The 14715-nt window shown below is 33.2% G+C and carries 13 protein-coding genes; 9 read left to right on the top strand and 4 right to left on the bottom strand.

Annotation, left to right across the window (positions count from 1 at the left end; translation table 11 throughout):
• Positions 1-12: 12 nt before the first annotated feature.
• Both NEF87_RS03255 and NEF87_RS03260 read left to right on the top strand, forming a co-directional pair.
• Complete coding sequence (locus NEF87_RS03255; RefSeq protein WP_457918630.1) at positions 13-1803, top strand: ABC transporter ATP-binding protein; 1791 nt, start codon at positions 13-15, stop codon at positions 1801-1803.
• The gene (locus NEF87_RS03260) at positions 1793-3559 is read left to right on the top strand and encodes an ABC transporter ATP-binding protein (protein WP_457918631.1); all 1767 of its coding nucleotides are present in this window, start codon (positions 1793-1795) and stop codon (positions 3557-3559) included. Before NEF87_RS03255 ends, NEF87_RS03260 begins: the two co-directional genes overlap by 11 nt.
• A gap of 161 nt (positions 3560-3720) precedes the next feature.
• Here the strand turns inward: NEF87_RS03260 and NEF87_RS03265 are convergent, their stop codons facing one another.
• The gene (locus NEF87_RS03265; protein WP_371804965.1) at positions 3721-4323 is read right to left on the bottom strand and encodes a dihydrofolate reductase family protein; all 603 of its coding nucleotides are present in this window, start codon (positions 4321-4323) and stop codon (positions 3721-3723) included.
• A gap of 208 nt (positions 4324-4531) precedes the next feature.
• On the opposite strand from NEF87_RS03265, the gene NEF87_RS03270 reads away from it, so the two are divergent.
• Both NEF87_RS03270 and NEF87_RS03275 read left to right on the top strand, forming a co-directional pair.
• The gene (locus NEF87_RS03270) at positions 4532-5662 is read left to right on the top strand and encodes a radical SAM protein (RefSeq protein WP_457918632.1); all 1131 of its coding nucleotides are present in this window, start codon (positions 4532-4534) and stop codon (positions 5660-5662) included.
• Between the two features lie 46 nt (positions 5663-5708).
• Complete coding sequence (locus NEF87_RS03275) at positions 5709-6863, top strand: LVIVD repeat-containing protein (protein WP_457918633.1); 1155 nt, start codon at positions 5709-5711, stop codon at positions 6861-6863.
• 4 nt (positions 6864-6867) lie between these two features.
• Here NEF87_RS03275 and NEF87_RS03280 read toward each other — a convergent pair whose 3' ends face one another.
• Both NEF87_RS03280 and NEF87_RS03285 read right to left on the bottom strand, forming a co-directional pair.
• The gene (locus NEF87_RS03280) at positions 6868-7104 is read right to left on the bottom strand and encodes a hypothetical protein (RefSeq protein ID WP_457918634.1); all 237 of its coding nucleotides are present in this window, start codon (positions 7102-7104) and stop codon (positions 6868-6870) included.
• A gap of 18 nt (positions 7105-7122) precedes the next feature.
• Entirely contained in the window at positions 7123-8280 is a 1158-nt protein-coding gene (locus tag NEF87_RS03285; RefSeq protein WP_457918635.1) for a hypothetical protein, read from the bottom strand.
• Between the two features lie 147 nt (positions 8281-8427).
• On the opposite strand from NEF87_RS03285, the gene endA reads away from it, so the two are divergent.
• Both endA and NEF87_RS03295 read left to right on the top strand, forming a co-directional pair.
• The gene (gene endA, locus NEF87_RS03290; RefSeq protein WP_371804970.1) at positions 8428-9054 is read left to right on the top strand and encodes a tRNA-intron lyase; all 627 of its coding nucleotides are present in this window, start codon (positions 8428-8430) and stop codon (positions 9052-9054) included.
• A gap of 62 nt (positions 9055-9116) precedes the next feature.
• Entirely contained in the window at positions 9117-10844 is a 1728-nt protein-coding gene (locus NEF87_RS03295) for a PIN domain-containing protein (RefSeq protein WP_457918636.1), read from the top strand.
• Between the two features lie 40 nt (positions 10845-10884).
• Here NEF87_RS03295 and NEF87_RS03300 read toward each other — a convergent pair whose 3' ends face one another.
• Entirely contained in the window at positions 10885-11676 is a 792-nt protein-coding gene (locus tag NEF87_RS03300) for a CDP-alcohol phosphatidyltransferase family protein (RefSeq protein ID WP_457918637.1), read from the bottom strand.
• A gap of 119 nt (positions 11677-11795) precedes the next feature.
• Between NEF87_RS03300 and NEF87_RS03305 the strand changes: the two genes are divergently transcribed.
• The 3 genes from NEF87_RS03305 (at position 11796) to NEF87_RS03315 (ending at position 14694) form a co-directional block, all read left to right on the top strand.
• Entirely contained in the window at positions 11796-13160 is a 1365-nt protein-coding gene (locus NEF87_RS03305) for an MFS transporter (protein WP_457918638.1), read from the top strand.
• Between the two features lie 53 nt (positions 13161-13213).
• Positions 13214-13870 carry a hypothetical protein gene (locus NEF87_RS03310; protein WP_457918639.1) on the top strand — a complete coding sequence of 219 codons (657 nt, stop codon included), beginning with the start codon at positions 13214-13216 and terminating at the stop codon, positions 13868-13870.
• 80 nt (positions 13871-13950) lie between these two features.
• Complete coding sequence (locus NEF87_RS03315) at positions 13951-14694, top strand: LURP-one-related family protein (RefSeq protein WP_457918640.1); 744 nt, start codon at positions 13951-13953, stop codon at positions 14692-14694.
• The last annotated feature ends 21 nt before the right edge of the window (positions 14695-14715 follow it).

Raw genomic sequence — 14715 nt, forward strand, 5'->3', positions numbered from 1 at the left:
AGAAAAAAAATTATGCAAAAAACAGATGACAATAGAAAAAATCAAAAACATTTCTCAAAAGTATTACCTTACATAACAAAACATCGATTCTGGCTTATTTTACTTATATTCTGTGCAATTTTGGGAGGATTCATGGAAGTTATATTCCCATTTTTCCTTCTGAATTTGACAAATACTGCCATCAATAATCAATTCGCTGAATTTCAATCACTTTTGTTATGGGCCGTGTTATTCATGTTCATGAAATTGTTTCACAAATTTTTATACGAACAATCCTCTAATAGATATGAAATTCTCACAATTCGAGATTTTCGCAATTTGATTTCCACACGGATTCAAAAATTGCCTATTTCTTTCATTGAAACATTTCATTCGGGAGATTTAGTATCTCGTTTGAATAATGATGTTGATAAGATAACTGAACTACTAAGAAAGATCTATATTCTTATAATGCAACCAATAGTATTCATTCTGGGATTTATATATATGGCACTCATCTCATGGAAATTACTTCTTGCTACAATCATCCTTATTCCAATTTCAGCAATTTTATTTAACAAAGTAATCAAGCCAATAGGAAAAAATTCGAAAAAAGAGTTGGAAGAAATTGCCAAAGCGAATATAATTACTCAAGATGCAATTCGTGGTAACAATATAATTAAAGCGTTTAACTTAGAAAACACCTTTATAAAAAAATTTAGAAAGACGGTTAAAAAAGCACAAGAAGCGGGATTGGAAATCGAGAAAAGCAACGCAATCTCAGTAGCTCTTTTCATTGGATTAAGGTATATCCCTCAACTGGTTTGTCCACTTTATGGAGGTTATTTGGCGTATACAGGAGAAATCACAGTAGGAGGATTGCTCGCAAGTATGAGTTTAATATGGCTGGTATTCCTCCCAATCGAAAATATATTAGATTCTCTAAAAGTTTTTCGCGAAGTTACTCCTGCTATTAACCGAATCTTTGAAATCCTTGAACACTCTAAGGAAAATTCCCAAGTTCAATCGATAACATTTGATCATTTGCAGCATCCGATTGAAATAAAGAATTTAGTGTTCAATTATAGCAAAGAAAGGATGCTCCTTGATAATTTGAATCTCCAAATTAAGGAAGGAGAAACAACTGCCTTAGTTGGTCCATCCGGTTGTGGTAAAAGTACGATTTTAAAAATTCTTTGCGGTTTTTACGAACCTCAAGAGGGCGAAATAAGAATATATGGAAACAATTTATTTCTATCCAATCTCTCTCAGATTCGATCCAAAATTTCCTTGGTTTCCCAAGAATCCTACTTATTTCCAACAACAATAAAGGAAAATATTGGATATGGCAAAATAGGAGCAACCGATGATGAAATTATATCAGCAGCCAAGTACGCTAATGCCCATAATTTTATAATGCAATTGCCAAATGGTTATGAAACCGAAGTCGGAGAATGGGGATCAAAACTCTCCGGGGGAGAAAAGCAACGGATTGCACTTGCAAGAGCAATTTTAAAGGATGCCCCGATCTTGCTTCTTGATGAACCCACTTCTGCTTTGGATAATGTATCAGAAGCAATTATTCAAAATATCCTCGAAAAATATATGAAAAATAAAACAGTTATTATCGTCGCTCATCGTTTATCGTCATTAAAAAATGTTGATAACATAGTTGTTCTAAATAATGGAAAAATCGTAGAAAAAGGAACACACGATGAACTATTGGGGTCCGACGGACTTTACAAACGGTTATATCTTAAGCAAATGAATGATATGAATTCCAAAAGTAAAAAAATGGAGGGGGCGATCATAAATGCACAATAATCAAAATAAAAGTGAAACCGCTCGCATATTTTCAATGTTAGGATCAAAAATATGGTTTTATGTTATCATAGTGATCATTTACAGCATCAATATCGCTTTTGGGTTCAATATGGTTTTAGCGTTCATTCAAAAAAATGTATTCGATGCTGCCATAACAGGGAATTTCAGTTTTATAAATAAAGCGATTCTATTAGCTGTAGTTACGTTTGTTATTGGTGTTCCATTGTGGATGATCACACAATATACTTTGAGATCTATAAATAAGAAAGTCATTTCTCAAACCAGAATTAATTTATTCCAGAAAATCGTTTGCTTACCAACATCAAATTTTGAAAATAAGCATAGCGGTGATTTGATTTCTCGGAGTACGAATGATATTAAAGTAATTGAACCAATCTTCCGTTTTTGGATTGCTGATCTCGTTGTTGCACTCTTTTTTGGTGTGGGTGCGATTGGAGCCATATTTGTAATGGATTGGCGCTTTGGATTTCTCGCCCTTGGAATTGGGGTTTTGATCGTAATAATTAGCTTCAAGTTTGCAAAACCCCTAAGAAATCGGAGTAATTTAATCCAAAAATCTTTGGGAAATTCCACCGAACGACTTATCGATGTGATACAAGGTATACATGTCACAAAAATGTTTCAGCTTGAACAAAATGCTCACAAGTTTTATGAAAAATCAAATTCTGATTGGGCTGACAATAAAATACAACATACTAACATCATTTCAATATATAATACTTTCCACTCGCTGTTTGAAGGAATACGAACCTTGGGAACTTTAATTTTAGGATTATATTTATTAACTGAAGGACAAATATCGATTGGAATTATTGTTGCTGCAATCCACTTGCAAGAAAATGCCGGATATTTCTTCAGCAATTTGGCAAATAAGGTGACAGGAATTCAAACATCTTTTTCAGGAGCAAAACGAATATTTGAAATAATGGATAAAGACGTTGAAAGAGATGCCATAACTCCATCTGAGTCTCTTGAATTACCTGAATTGACTTCTAATGTGAATGATAATCAAATGATTAGGATTGAAAACGTAAATTTCAGTTACGATAACTCGCATAACTTAATTCAGCACCTCAATATGCAAGTATCAGAAGGGCAGTTGATAGCATTTGTTGGAGAAAGTGGAGGAGGTAAGAGTACATTAATAAAATTGCTGTTAGGGCTATATCCGATTTCTCAAGGCAAGATTTTCATAAATAATAAACCCATAGACAACTTCACAAAAAAACTGCTCCGGGAAATGATTGCATATGTTCCTCAAAATGCTTTCTTATTTAATGGCACTATAGCTGAGAATATTCAATATGGAAATTCAAGCGCAACCACTGAAGAAATAATGGAAGCAGCAAAGGCAGCATACGCTCATAATTTCATAACAAAGCAAAAGGATGGATATAACACATTAGTAGGAGAACGAGGAACACACCTTTCAGGTGGTCAACGCCAACGTATAGCTATCGCACGAGCAATTCTTAAGAATGCCCCTATATTACTTTTAGATGAAGCCACATCTGCACTCGATTCGGAATCTGAACAAGTAGTTCAAAAAGCACTTGACTCTCTTATGAACGGGAGAACCACCCTTGCGGTCGCACATCGTCTTTCAACCATTCAACATGCGGATAAAATTTACGTTATTGGAAATGGAAAAATAGTAGAACAGGGAACTCATGCTGAATTGATAAATCAAGAAGGTATTTATAAAAATCTTCAAAGCTTACAATATGAAGCTTAGTCCATCTCAAATTCACCTTAGATTATGGACTACTTAAGGATTCAAAGCAAATTTAACATTTTTTTTAATTATCCTCTTCATTTACTTAGATATGCCATTTTCAGAAGTTTTTGAGTGGGTTAGAAAATCAGAATCTAAAATTAAGGATTCAAATATTTGTTTTACTTTTTGTGAGAATTTAGATGCAATCGGATTCCACCAGACTGAAAATGTTTGGAATCTATTAGAGCTAATAAATGGTCTTCATCTAAAAACCCTAACACCGTTTTACCTTCTTTAAATATCACCGGATGAAGATAAAGTTGATATTCGTCGATCAAATCCCACCTTATAAAGGATTGAGCAATTCCTGCGCCACCAACAACCGCAATATTTTTACCTGGTGTGTTTTTAAGTTGATGGATTTCGTTAGGGATATCCTTACTGATTATGCGTGAATTTTGCCACGTAGTGGATTGCAATGTAGTTGAAATGGCGATTTTTTGAAGTTCATTAGTGATTTCTGAAAATTTTTTTTGAAAATCGGAGCTGGATGGATCACTAGCCCGCGATGGCCAATAACTTTCCCACATCTGAAAGGTAACACGCCCAATAATTAAAGTATCGACGGATTTAAGAATATTCCAGATATCTTCAACCATCTCATCAAACTGAGATTTTGTATCAAATGGAGGAATCCACCCTCCAGCACTGATACCATTTAATCCCATACCCATTAGTAGGATAATTTTCCGAGTTGAACCATTTGTTGTTTTTTCATTCATGATTTTCACGCCATAAAATACTCAATTTAAAAAAATAATAAGCTTTCTTCTTCAAATAATTAAGAAGTAATATTACTCATTTTTGATCAAAAGACTTTATCGATAAACATCAATTTTTAATAATTTCCAATGTTGTTATCGTGATACTTTAGAAAATTAACAGAAGGTTCATCTTTTATACTGGAATCTTCCTATCATACATATACTCATGGTAAATTACGAACCGAAATATGCTAAGTCTATTTTAAATAAAATGAAATACATCGATTCGTGGTTTTGGTGTCGTTATACGCTTAATGCATATAATGGGTGCGAACATGCTTGTACCTATTGTGATGCTCGGAGTGATCGCTACTATTTACATCAAGATTTTGACAAGAAAATTTATATTAAGACCAATGCTGCGAATTTATTAGATTCAAAGCTCAAAAATGCCCGATCACTTGAAAAAGATGTTATAGCAATGGCAGGGACATCCGATGGATATCAACCTGCGGAAAAGACTGCTGAGAATACAAAAAAAATACTTCAAGTCATTTTAAAACATGGTTTTCCGGTCAATATTTCAACCAAAAATAAATTAATTGTGCGTGATTTAGATATTTTCAGTGAAATTGCCAAAAAATCCTGGGCAAATATTGCATTTACAATTACGAGCGTAGATCAAGATCTCACAAGTTTTTTAGAACCACGCGCATCTACTATAGAAGAACGATTTTCGGCAATTAAGAATATTTCTCATCAATTTCCAGATATCAAGATAGGAATTAATTTAATGCCGATTATTCCCTTGCTCCATGATGATCATAATGATTTGGAAGAATTAATTAAGAAAGGAAAAGAAGCAGGAGCACAATATATCTTATTTGCACCCGGTGTCACCTTACGTGATAATCAAGGAAAATATTTTCTAAAAAGATTGAAGAAATATTTAGAACGCCAGAACAAGATAGATTTATTTCATCAATTTGTTTCGCATTTTGGACCGGAAGGGACACATCCCCAAGCATATTATCATCAAAAGAACATGGAAGTTTGGAACTTGTGTCAGAAATATGATATGAATATTGAAGTACCCCGTTGGATCCCATCAGATTATCGAAAAGAAAATTATAAAGCAGCAGAAATATTGTTAACTAAAGCACGAATTCTTAAATTTGAAAGAAAACCATTTAAGGACATCTATTGGGCTGGGATGAATATCAATAATTTAAAACAACCCCTAGGACAATTACACAAACAAGGTAAGTTGAAAGATATATTGAAGAGCACTTCAAGAGTTTATTCCCTAATTCAACCATACATAAAACCTCCAACATCTTTGGACAAGTTTTTTTAATAAATTAAGAGTATTTTTACGTTCAACTTGATTTAAATTATGTAAAGTGTTCAAATATCCCATATCAAAATCCAAACTTTACCTCTCGTTTGTGTTATTAGTCCTGATTTTTAACTCCTACATAGGATTAAATTGGTTTTCATTGGGATATGGTGCAACTTCTGTCTCCTTAACGCAAGGGACAAAATCAGAGGCCATTTTTATCGAAGGAAATAGGGTGTATATCGTTGATCAAGAAAAAGGGACAGAAATTTATGATATCTCGGATCCACTTAATATTTCTTTAATCTCCCAGTTTTCCCGCTGGGGAAACACTTCCAAGGGGTTATTTGTGAAAGAAGGTATAGGATATATCGCAGATGGATGGGGGCATGGAGTGCGAATAATTAATTTTACAGATAGTTCTTATGCTTATCAAATTTCACAGATTCAACCTAAAAAATGCTTTATCAACGATGTTTATATCCAGAACAATACGTTATTCATAGCTGCGGGGGAATCAGGATTAATGATCTACGATATTGCTGACATTACATATCCGCGATATTTATCTTCTTTCGGTAATGAATATAATTCCACTGACGGAATTTTTATTAAAAATAATTATGCATTTTTGGCAGATGGGAAAGATGGCTTAGAAATTGTAAATATCTCAAACCCATCCGCCCCAGAATTTATTGGAAATTATAGTATCAATACGGAATCTTATGGAATTACCGGAGATAATAACTTAATTTTCCTAGCGGATGGAACTAAAGGATTTAAAATTCTGAATGTTGAAGATACCACTAATATTTCAATGCTCGGAGAATATAAGGAAGAATTTGGCACCCTCTGGAATGTAATAGTCCAAAATGATGTGGCATTTTTAGCATATGGATTATCAGGACTAATTGCGGTCGACTTAACTAATTCTAAAATACCTCAGAAACTTGAGAGTTATTACAGTGGAGGAAATACTGTCGATTTAGCAATTAGTGGCAAAATATTATATTTGGCAGACAATTGGCATGGATTAAAAAGATTGAATATTACAAATGTGAGTCATTTTGAAAAAATAGAAAACTCAAATATTATTGATGACCAAAATGACCAATTTAGGGCACCCTTCTGGTTATTGGGAGGTTTGGGAATAATTGTCCTTTTTGGATCACTATACATTAATCAAACTAAAAAGAGACCACTTCCAGAGAAGCTATGATATTCTACTGATTAAACTCTCTATCAAAATCATTTGCAAGTTTCTTAAAAAAATAGAACCCTACAGCAATGATAATTAGAGAGATGATAAAAATAACAACTTGAACAAATACATGTGCATTCTTTGCATAGATCTGAATTTTAGTTGGTGATATATAATTGATAATGACCGCTAGGGTAGCAATTATTAAAAAGATAATGACAGAAATACCCCAATACAGATTTTTTTGTTTTTTTTCCATGAACTCCACTTTTTTATCCTAAAGAGCAACTTTATGATATTTACTGTAATATTTATCAAAATCCTCCCATGACCACATACCAGCACCGATGGGGTATTGTTTATGAAAATCGGGTTTTTTCATTTGGAAATAATAGAGTAAGGGGATAAATAAAAAGATTAAGTAATGAGATTGTCCATAATTTGTAGTCAATGTAAATAAAATTACGGATAGAATGAAATACTTAATTAAAAACCATTCTTCATAAGAATCAAACCGTTTTGTAAATAGATAAACCACACATATAACACCCAATATGAAAAACATAAATAATCGCGCTTCGGGACCAATTTGAATTGATCTACCGCTAATATTAAATAAAATTCGAGGAATTGAAAAGACTGACCAAGCATCAAAATCATTTCCACAACTAGGGCACTTATTATAAGGCATATTACTGGAATAAGTAAAAAGACTTTCAATAAAACCCCCTGAAGGCCAAAAGATAAAAATTAATCCTATAAAAATCGCTGGAAGCGCGCCAAGAATAAAAAATCCGAAATCTTTTAATCCTTTTTTCATGTGATAGACTGCATAGATTGGAACGAATAAATAGATTAATTGATAAGACATAGCGGCAAGAGTAATACAAAGACTGGATAAAATCGGATTCTTCAATTTATCGAAAGCTAAGACAGTTAATAGAATAGGAGCATAGATAAATACGGTAATACAAGTTGTTCCTACGGGAATGATCCAAAAGAATATCCCCCCATAATATAATAATTGGTTTTCCCTTGGATCTTTCTCAATATGAGAAATTTGAGCATTTTTCTGACATTTTCGATCACAAGATCCGATTTTAGAAACATATTCCCCTATCAGAAAACTATAAACATTAATCATAATAGCCATTCCAATCCAGAGATTATTATACCAAATTGGAATCAACATAGCCGGTAAATAGACAAGCAAAGTAACAGGACCATAATTGAAAGGTTGTGAGAATTGTGAATTTCCCCAAGCAAGGAAATACTCTGATTTAGAATATGGATTTCGACCCCCCAATAATTCTTGGAGTGCTTGGTAGATTATTTCTGAAGCATCATTATAAACTTCATCTTCATTAACGTATATGAAGATTAGAAGCATAAGTAGTCGTACTCCCAATCCAATCAAAAAATAATCTTTGCGCATAATAGATTTCTCGAATAAATTGAATATTTGATCATTAATTAGATTTCTCGTTCAAAATCAAATCTAAAGTTACAAAAGTTTTTTGCTTATCATAAATTTAAGATCTTAGTAATTATACTCATAATCAAATAGTAAGTGGGAAATTGAATGAATAATCCATCAAATCAAGCAAAAATTAAAACAAATGACAATCATACAGAAGAAGACCCTTCGGAAATAATTATAGTAGAAGGGAAATTTAATGATAAAAAAGTCATACTCCCATTTTCCCTTACAAGCCAACAGCTATTTGATAAAAACTATTTTGGGACTCAATTACCAGATAAACAACTCGAATTAGAAATAGTTGAAGCTTTACTCTTGATAGAACGAAGTCGTTTGAAAGTTTTCAATGTTCAAAATCAAGAAATGACAGCCGAACAAATTCTTGCGTTGTATTCAAAACATGATGAAAAAATCTGGGTCAAATATCTCGTATATCGAGATATTCGCCAACGTGGTTATATCGTGCGAACGGGGTATGGTGAAGGGATAGATTTTCGAGTTTATCCACGAGGTTCAAGTCGAACCGTGGGTGTTGCGAAATATTTTATTTTCATCTTAGATGAAGAAAATCCAGTTCATTTACAAAAGTTAGATAAAATAACCCAACAAACACTTAACTCACGGAAAGAACTTATATTAGCAATTGTAGATCGTCTTGGAGACCCTACATATTATCAACTTGAACAATTTCAACTAAAAGAAAATACCAAAAAAGAAAAATTTTGGTAAACGACTCGCTGTAAATATTTTTTCACAAATTACTTTAAACAAAAATAATGGAATGATTTAAAATGCCCTATACCTTTTTACCCGATACATCTGTTATGTATAATCGCCGAATTCTTGAATTTATTGAAGATGGAGTGTTAGATAATTATCATCCTTCAGAATTGGAATCCGTTACTCAAGTAGAAGTCACTACGATTGTTCTCTCTCGTGTGATGTTATCCGAAATCGAAAATCAAGCAAATCAAACAAAAGCTCAAGAAAATGTAGGTTTAGAAGTCCTTCACGAACTTTATAGACTCAAAAAGCAAGGAAAAATTTTAACTACCATCGTTGGAGAACGCCCAAAGTTAGAACAGATCAAACTTAATCCCGGAGGAGAGCTTGATGCATTAATCCGAGAAGATGCTTTAAAATCCAATTCAATTTTAATTACTGCAGATGAAGTTCAGTCTTCAGTTGCATTAGTTCAAGGTATAGACGTTCTATATACAATGAATATGCCAGAATTAGATAATATCCAACCACATGAAGATCATGTTAAACAAATTCAAGATTTCTTTGACGATAAAACAATGAGTGCACATTTACGAGGACACTGCAAACCTATGGCTAAACGGGGTCGTCCTGGTGATTGGAAACTTGAGCCGATCAGCGAAGATATTATGGAACCTTCAGAAGTCGCTGAAATTGCCAATCGTATTATCCGAGATGCAAAAAACGATGAAAAATCCTTTGTTGAACGAAATGAAAACAGTGTTTCAGTTATTCAGTTACGGAAATATCGGATTGTAATTTGTCGACCTCCTTTTTCAAACACCTATGAAATCACAGCAGTAAAACCGTTAGTCCGTTTAACCCTCGCTGATTATGATCTCCCTCGAAAAATGTTTGATCGCTTAGATATCGCAGAAGGAATATTAGTGGCAGGCAATCCTGGAGCAGGAAAAAGCACATTCATCTCAGCGTTAAGTGATTTTTATTTAGAAAAAAATAAACTTGTGAAAACCATGGAAAGTGTGCGAGATTTGGATGTTTCGCCAGAAGTGTCTCAGTATGCACCCTTAAATGGAAGTCTTGAAGGTACATCAGATATTTTGCTATTAATTCGTCCTGATTTTACCATTTTTGATGAAGTGAGAGTAGAATCAGATTTTAAAATATTTGCAGACATGAGGTTGGCAGGAATTGGATTAGTGGGAGTCGTGCACGCATCCAAACCAGTTGATGCAGTTCAACGATTCATTCGAAGAGTAGAACTAGGAGTAATTCCAAACGTGATTGATACAATAATTTTTATTGATTCAGGAGAAGTCGCAGAAATCTTGAGTTTAGAAATGACTGTTAAGAAACCCAGCGGTTTTGCAGATCGAGATTTATCACGCCCAGTTATTGAAGTACGTAATTTTATGAGTAATGAGTTAGTGTATGAAATTTATGCCTTCGGTTCTGATGTTATAGTTGCCCCTATCGGTGGGTCAAAGCGACGCAACCTTTCCAATAAAAAAGGAAGTAAGTACAAAGGAATGAATGCATATGCTGGACATGCAGAACAACAAAATCCATTTGAACGGATTCGTTGTCATGTATATAGAAGAAGTAAAGCCTATATTATATCAGTAGATCCCGCTTTTGCAAATTCAAACTTCAACTTCTATGCAGGAGACAGACTATTATTTAATGGGGCTTTGAATAAAATGGGAGAACTTTCTATCAAAAATAAAAGCCCAATGTATTCTCGTATTCAAAAAGCGCTTCGAGAAGGAAAAAGAATTGAGGCATCTCAATCTTAAATTCATTTATTGATCAAAAATCAAAAATAACAAAAAAAGATCAATCTTCTTTTTTTTTCTCTTTCTTTAAACTATTAGCCGTTTTTATCCCCAAAGTAATGAACCAAATCCAAATCGGCCACAACATTAAAGTCATGATTAGAGTATAAAGAGATGTCTGCACACGGAAGAATGTAACTAAAATAGCTAAAATGGTGACAAAGATCCCTGTGAAAAGGAAAAGAAACTTCATTCCACCAGATTTTTTTCTTATCGTTTTACCAAACTTCAAACGATCAGACACATTGAACCACGCTAAAATAACCATAGCAATGGGAACAAAGTAATGCATAAAATAATTAAACCAATTTGGACCATTTGAAACCAAAGATGAAAGATAATCTGCAAGCATCAACAGGACTAAAATTGTAGCGGTAACTGGTACAGGTACGCCTTCGTAAGAACCCTTATCTTCAGATACATTGAACCATGCTAAACGAACAATGCCTCCAACAATTAAGAGAAAAGTGGGAACCATCATTAACAACGGATGGTGACTTGCGATACCCATATCTGTTGTATCTTTCCCAGCATATGTGACGAATGCGATTATTGAGGGAGCAATTCCAAAAACAATAGCGTCGCTTAAGCTATCAAGCTGGATACCAAATTCATTAAACTCACCAGTTTTTCGTGCAACATATCCATCCAATAAATCTGCAAAACACCCAGCAAAGATCATGAACATAGCCAATCGGGTAGCATCATATCCGATAGCGGCAATAATTGAAAAAACACCGCATAAAGTCCCCAATAAAGTGGCATAATCCTTCTTTTTTAATTCACTTAGCATAGACTTCTCAATGGTAGTAAAACATCCTATCCATTAAAATTCAATTAATTTTGGTTTCTTAAAATGGGAACATAAGTTTTTTTTACCCAAGCAAACAAATGAATAACCAAGTGAAAATTATGGGAGAATCAGAATCCACCATTCATTATGAACCCGCCTCAAACAAGAAAATCTTGTTATATTCATCACCTCGATTTGGAATCAGTATTTTTATGGGCTTAATTGATATGGCCCTTTTATTTCTATATTATGATGTTTATAACTTGGATCCCGAACTAGTTGGAACTGGGTTGATGTTAGGGAAGTTTTCCATTGCAATATTCCAATTTTTCATGGGATGGCTAAGTGATCATACCCGTACAAGATTAGGGAGAAGAAAACCCTATATTATCATTCTTACACCGATATTGGCAGCCTCTTTTATACTTTTACTTATCCCCGGGATATTTTTAGGTTCAACACCTTCGGAACATAATTTATTCATATGGTTCTGTGTGTTCAACTGTCTTGCGCAAGGTGCATATTCTGTAACAACTGTTTACCAATCTTGGACAGCAGAGCAATTTTCCGTAGACCAACGCCCAAAAGTTTCCCAATATCAAAATCTAATGAATTTTGTTGGAACTGCCATAGTAGTTTTATTTTCAATGTTAATATTGACAAACATTGAGGATGAATTTGTTGCAAATCCCGGTAAAATTCCCTCTGTATACTTGGTAAGTATAATCATTTTTACGTCGATTATGTTTCTATTCAATTTTCTAATAGTGATGAAAATACCTAAAGAAACTACCCCAGAGTATAAGACGAAAATGTTAGATGATCTTAAAACAATTCTTAAGAACAAAAATATGATCTTAGTTTGCCTAATGCAAGGGATTTGTTCTTTTACATGGGCTATGTCTCAAGGAATATTACTTTCTTATACAGAAAATGTATTGAAAATTACGGATACACAATATATTATCGTTGCAGTTGCGATGATTTTGACCATGATTGGTGCACTATTTCTTTGGCGTAAATTCATGGCTAAAGTCGGAAAGAAAAAAACACTCTTGTCAATATTTTCAATGGCAATCGTGACTTTACCTTTGTCCCTGTTAGGTTATTTTGAATTTTCTACAACAATATTATTTGGATTGCCCTATATTATTTTACTCGCCATTTCATTAGGAGGATGGTATCTTTTTCCTTATATAATGTATGCAGATCTTGCAGAAGATGATCAAAAGGAGACTGGACAACTTAAAGCAGGAATTTATGCAGGATTTCCTTCCATTCTATTAAATATTTTCCAAGCCTTCTCTTTGAAATTCACAACTTGGATTTTAAGTTTGGATCAACTCGTGCAAAATGCCCCCAATACTCAATATTTCAATGTAGGCTTATTATTGTGGGGTCCAATTGGGGCAATAATTCTGGTAATATCTCTAATTTATGCAAAAATTTTCATAAAATTAGATTTTGAATGGGAAAAAAACTAATTTTTTATTCCTTCCATCCAAGGTAAATGATATCAAAAAACCAATGAACAAAAATGTTAAACCCTCCTAGAAAATCTAAAGGCATTATCTATTATCTCCTAATCGTCCCAATTATAGTTGTTCTCACCATATTGCGCTTGTGGAAATATGTTTTATATGGATTTTTGGGAATTACTATCTTGGGATTCTTCGTATTTCTATATAATCGAAGAAAAGATATCGAATTTCACTTTATCTCATTCATTTTAGGGAAAAAATCTTTTTTTTTTCTTCAAAAAAAAATTATAACCGATAAATTTCATGTTATACAAAAAGGAACTGTAAACCCTCGTATATTAAGTGAAATTAATATTAAATCACAAATATATCTCAAATCAGTTCTACGATTCTTAAATAAATATGACCAATTTTTAATCAATTTGCCTTCTTTTGTTCAAAAATTGATAAAAGATGCCTATGCAGACAATTTTTCAATTATAAAGATGGATAAAATTTACCAATATTATTCATTACCTACTACCCAATTGATTGACAATCTTCTAAATGATCAAAATTTGGAAGAAAATCTTCAAGAACGAATAATTTATGAAATTAATTATGAAGAAATTTTGTTCTTAGAGAAAAATTTGCTCCATAATCATCCAATCTTGGAAAAGATCTACCAACAACATAAAATAAAATTAAATAATGACTTTGAGATTCTCACGTAGTAATTCTAGTAATTAAAATTAATAAGTTAAAATCTGTAACTAGAACATTAAGAATAAAAATACTAAATTGGAGAAAAAAAATGCCTCAAACAATTTATTGCTCCCAATGTGGAGATCCAAGCCCATTAGGCCAAAGGTTTTGTGAAAAATGTGGATCAAGATTACCTACTTCAGATCCTATGGAAAACCTTCAAGAAACGCAGATACATCAAGGTAAAACAATTTATCAACAAAATTCATCCCAAACACCACCTCCAAGTAATAACTCCCGAGGATTGTTTGATCCTAATCATATGTCTTATGTATTGAAAGAAAAATATTGGGATTTTGGAAGTGGTCCAATTTATGACGCAGCAGGAAGACAAATCGGAAGCATGAAACGAAAACTCCTCAGTATCCGATCTCGAATTGAGTTATATGAAGCAAATGGACAACTTGCTGGTGCAATCAATCGAAAACTAATAGCGATTAAACCAACCTATACATTGCATGATGAGTATGACAATAATATTGGACGGTTTGAAAAAACGCTTCTTAGTATTATTCATCCAAAGTTCTATCTAAAGGATACTAGCGGAAATATAGTTATGACGGCTCAAGGTGAATTTATGGGTTTTGATTTCAAAATCCGGAGAGGAACAAGTACTGATGATAGAGATTTAATAGCAGAGATTCGAAAAGCTGACAGATGGAAAGATGTTTTCTTTAGTGGAGCATGGGATTTTGGTGATACATATGGTGTTAGAATTCACAATCCCTCCGTAGACAGAAGATTATTAATCGGTTTCGTAATCGCAATCGATAATGTTTTGCATGATAATTAATTTTTTTATTCCTTTTGTGAT

Source organism: Candidatus Lokiarchaeum ossiferum, assembly GCA_025839675.1.
GTDB lineage: Archaea > Asgardarchaeota > Lokiarchaeia > Sigyniarchaeales > Promethearchaeaceae > Lokiarchaeum > Lokiarchaeum ossiferum.